The following is a 3,391-nucleotide window of genomic DNA, read 5'->3' on the forward strand; positions in this document are numbered from 1 at the left end:
GTGCGGCGCGCATCGCGCTGTTCGACACCGCGCGCGGCCGCACCGCGGCCATCGCCGAACGGCTCGCCGCCGAGTTCGGCGTCGACGTGGTCTCGCTGGCGCAGCCGGCACCGGCCGGCTTCGACCTGGTCGTCAACGCGACGCCGCTCGGCCTGCAGGCCGACGATCCGCTGCCCTTCGACCCCGCGCAGCTCGACCGCACGGCCGTGGTGGTCGACATCCTGATGAAGAACCAGCCGACGCCGCTGCTGCGGGCCTGCCATGCACGCGGCATCGTCGCGCACCCCGGCTTCGAGATGCTGGTGCAGCAGGTGCCGGAGTACCTGCGCTTCTTCGGCTTCGATTCGATCGCGCAGGCGGTGCAGGCCGATGCCTCCGGGCTGCGCGCCATATTCCAACGACAAGGAGACACGACATGAACCCATCGATCCGCCGCGGTCTGATCGCCGCGCTGCTCGGCACGGCTGCCTGTTGCACCGCGCTGTCCGTCCAGGCCCAGACCGTCAAGCTGGCCGTGATCCAGGAGCTGTCGGGCACCGGCGCCACGGCCGGCACGAACGCGAAGAACGGCATCGAGCTCGCGGTGAAGGAGATCAACGCCGCCGGCGGCATCCTCGGGCGCAAGCTCGAGACGCTGGTCAACGACACGCAATCGAACCCGGGCGTCGCGAAGGGCCTGGCGACGAAGGCGGTGGACGACGAGGTGTTCGCGGTGCTCGGGCCCACCTTCTCCGGCTCGGTGCTGGTGAGCATGGCCGAGACGCGGCGTGCCGAGGTGCCCAACTTCACCGGCGGCGAGGCCACCTCGATCACGCAGCAGGGCAACCCGTACATCTTCCGCACCAGCTTCACGCAGGCCTCGTCGATGCCGAAGGTGGCGCGCTACATCGCGGCCACGCTGAAGGCGAAGACGGTGGCGGTGATGTTCGTCAACAACGACTTCGGCAAGGGCGGGCGCGATGCCTTCGTCAAGTCGGCCGAGGCGAGCGGGCTGAAGGTGGCGGCCGACATCTCCACCGAATCGGGCCAGGTCGACTTCGCGGCGCCGGTGCTGCGCGCGAAGCAGAGCAATGCCGACGTGCTGTTCGTCTACACCAACGAGGAGGAGTCGGCACGCGCGCTGCGCGAGCTGCGCAAGCAGGGCTGGAGCAAGCCGGTGATCGGCGAGACCACGCTGACCGGCCAGAAGGTGATCGACCTGGCGGGCGAGGCGGCGAACGGCGCGATCGCGCACGTCGGGCTGACGGTGGATGCGCCGACGCCGGCGATGCGGGCCTTCCGCAGCAAGTTCGAGAAGGAATACAAGTACGTCTCGGACCACAACGGCATCAAGGGCTACACCAGCGTCTACATGCTGAAGGCGGCGATCGAGAAGGTCGGCAAGTTCGACCGCGTGGCGGTGGCGAAGGCGCTGCACGGGCTGACGATCACCGTGGCGAAGGAGCCGGGCGTGCTGATGGACGTGAGCATCGATGCCAACGGCGATCTCGACCGCGAGAGCTTCATCGTCGAGGTGAAGAACGGCAAGCAGGAGGTGCGGGAGACGCTGCCGGCGCTCGGCAGGAAGTCGTGACCTGATGGCCGCGACAAGACTGCCGTGACATGAGCGATTTCCTGCAACTGGTGCTCTCGGGCATGGCGACGGGCAGCATCTATGCGCTGGCCGCGCTCGGCTTCACGCTGCTGTGGCAGGCCTCGGGCACGATCAACTTCGCGCAGGGCGAGTTCGTGATGCTGCCGGCCTTCACGATGCTCGGCTTCATGAGCGTCGGCCTGCCGCTGTGGGCCGGCTTCGTGCTGACCTGCGTGCTGGCGGTGGCCGTGCTCGGCTGGGCCTTCAAGCGCGGCATCGCCGATCCGCTGCTGCGCTTCGGGTTGATGCCGGTGGTGGTGGCCACCATCGGCCTGGCGATCGCGATGCGCAACGGCGTGCGGGCCGGCTTCACCGCCGAGGCGCATCCGTTCCCCGGCCTGTTCGCCGACCGGCTGTTCCATGTCGGCGGGGTCGCGGTGACGCTGGTCGACCTGGGCACGCTCGCGATGGCGCTGGTGCTGGTGTTCGGCACGCAGGCCTTTCTCGCCAAGACGGTGACCGGCCGCGCGATGCAGGCGGTGGCGCAGAACACCGAGAGTGCCACCGTGCTCGGCATCGACGTGCCGCGCATGGTGTTCTACACCTTCGCGATCAATGCGCTGCTGGCCTGTGCCGCGGCACTGCTGATCACGCCGACCTACCTGGCGAAGTTCGACATGGGCGAACCGCTGGGCACCAAGGCCTTCTTCGCCGCGATCATCGGCGGCTTCAACAACTCGCGCGGCGCGCTGCTCGGCGGCCTGATCGTCGGCGTGGCCGAGAACCTGGCGTCGGCGTACATCTCGCCGGCCTACAAGGACGCCGTCGCGCTGGTGGTGTTCATGCTGGTGATCCTGTTCAAGCCGCAGGGGCTGCTGGGCCGCCGCGAGGAGCGCAAGGTATGAGGCGCGACAAGTCCCTGGCCACCGCGCTGGTGCCCGGCCTGCTCGGCCTGGCGCTGCTGGTCGCCGTGCCGCCGTTCCTGAAGAGCTACGGCCTGTACCTGCTGAGCTACTGGCTGGTGTTCGTGATCGCGACGATGGGGCTGAACCTGACGGTCGGCCACGCGGGGCAGAAGTCGCTCGGGCACGCGGCCTTCTTCGGCATCGGCGCCTACACGCTGGCGATCGTGATGAAGGCCGGCTTCAGCTTCTGGCTGGGTTTGCCGCTCGCGATGGCGGGCTGCTTCGTGGTCGGGCTCGCGCTCGGCTTTCCGGCGCTGCGGGTGCAGACGATCTACCTCGCGTTCGCGACGCTGGGCTTCAACACCGCGGTGTGGCTGGTGATGCGCAACGAGGAGTGGCTGACCGGCGGCACCTTCGGCATCAACAACATCGCGCGGCCCTCGCTGGCCGGGCTGTCGCTGGATCGCAGCCTGCCGTACTACTACTTCATCCTCGGCTGCACGCTGGTGCTGGGCGCTGTGCTGTGGAAGCTGCTGCGTTCGCCGTGGGGCAAGGCCTTCACCGCGCTGCGCGACAACCCGATCCGGGCCGAGAGCCTGGGCGTGCACATCCGGGCCTACACGCTGCTGTCGTTCGCGATCGGGGCGGCGTATGCCGGGGCGGCGGGTGCGCTGTTCGCCTCGCTGGTGCAGTTCATCGAGCCGGCGCCGTTCACGGTGGGTGCGTCGATCATGATGTACCTGATGGTGGTGGTGGGCGGTGCAGGCCGCTTCTTCGGGCCGGTGCTCGGCTCGGCGGTGGGCGTGCTGCTGCCCGAGTGGCTGCGGTTCGCGCAGGGCTGGTACCTGTTCGTGTTCGGCAKCGCGGTGGTGTTGTTGATGCTGTGGCTGCAGGACGGGCTGCTGAGCATTCC

At 68.6% G+C, this 3,391-nt stretch carries 4 protein-coding genes; all 4 read left to right on the plus strand.

All coding sequences use genetic code 11. The features are described 5' to 3' along the window. A partial coding sequence (locus AC1DXV_RS32880) for a shikimate dehydrogenase family protein (protein WP_477872055.1) occupies positions 1–419 on the plus strand: 419 nt, incomplete at its 5' end. Beyond that, complete coding sequence (locus tag AC1DXV_RS32885) at positions 416–1,573, plus strand: ABC transporter substrate-binding protein (protein ID WP_477872057.1); 1,158 nt, start codon at positions 416–418, stop codon at positions 1,571–1,573. The genes AC1DXV_RS32880 and AC1DXV_RS32885, both read left to right, overlap by 4 nt. A gap of 29 nt (positions 1,574–1,602) precedes the next feature. After that, complete coding sequence (locus tag AC1DXV_RS32890; RefSeq protein ID WP_477872059.1) at positions 1,603–2,478, plus strand: branched-chain amino acid ABC transporter permease; 876 nt, start codon at positions 1,603–1,605, stop codon at positions 2,476–2,478. Further along, on the plus strand, positions 2,475–3,391 hold a 917-nt coding region (locus AC1DXV_RS32895), incomplete at its 3' end, for a branched-chain amino acid ABC transporter permease (protein WP_477937702.1). The genes AC1DXV_RS32890 and AC1DXV_RS32895, both read left to right, overlap by 4 nt.

The organism is Rhizobacter sp. P3_C12 (assembly GCF_056402735.1).

Bases quoted from the DNA above. Each gene is read 5' to 3' on its own strand.
- AC1DXV_RS32885 (WP_477872057.1), top strand. From the start codon at position 416: ATGAACCCATCGATCCGCCGCGGTCTGATCGCCGCGCTGCTCGGCACG.
- AC1DXV_RS32890 (WP_477872059.1), top strand. From the start codon at position 1,603: ATGAGCGATTTCCTGCAACTGGTGCTCTCGGGCATGGCGACGGGCAGC.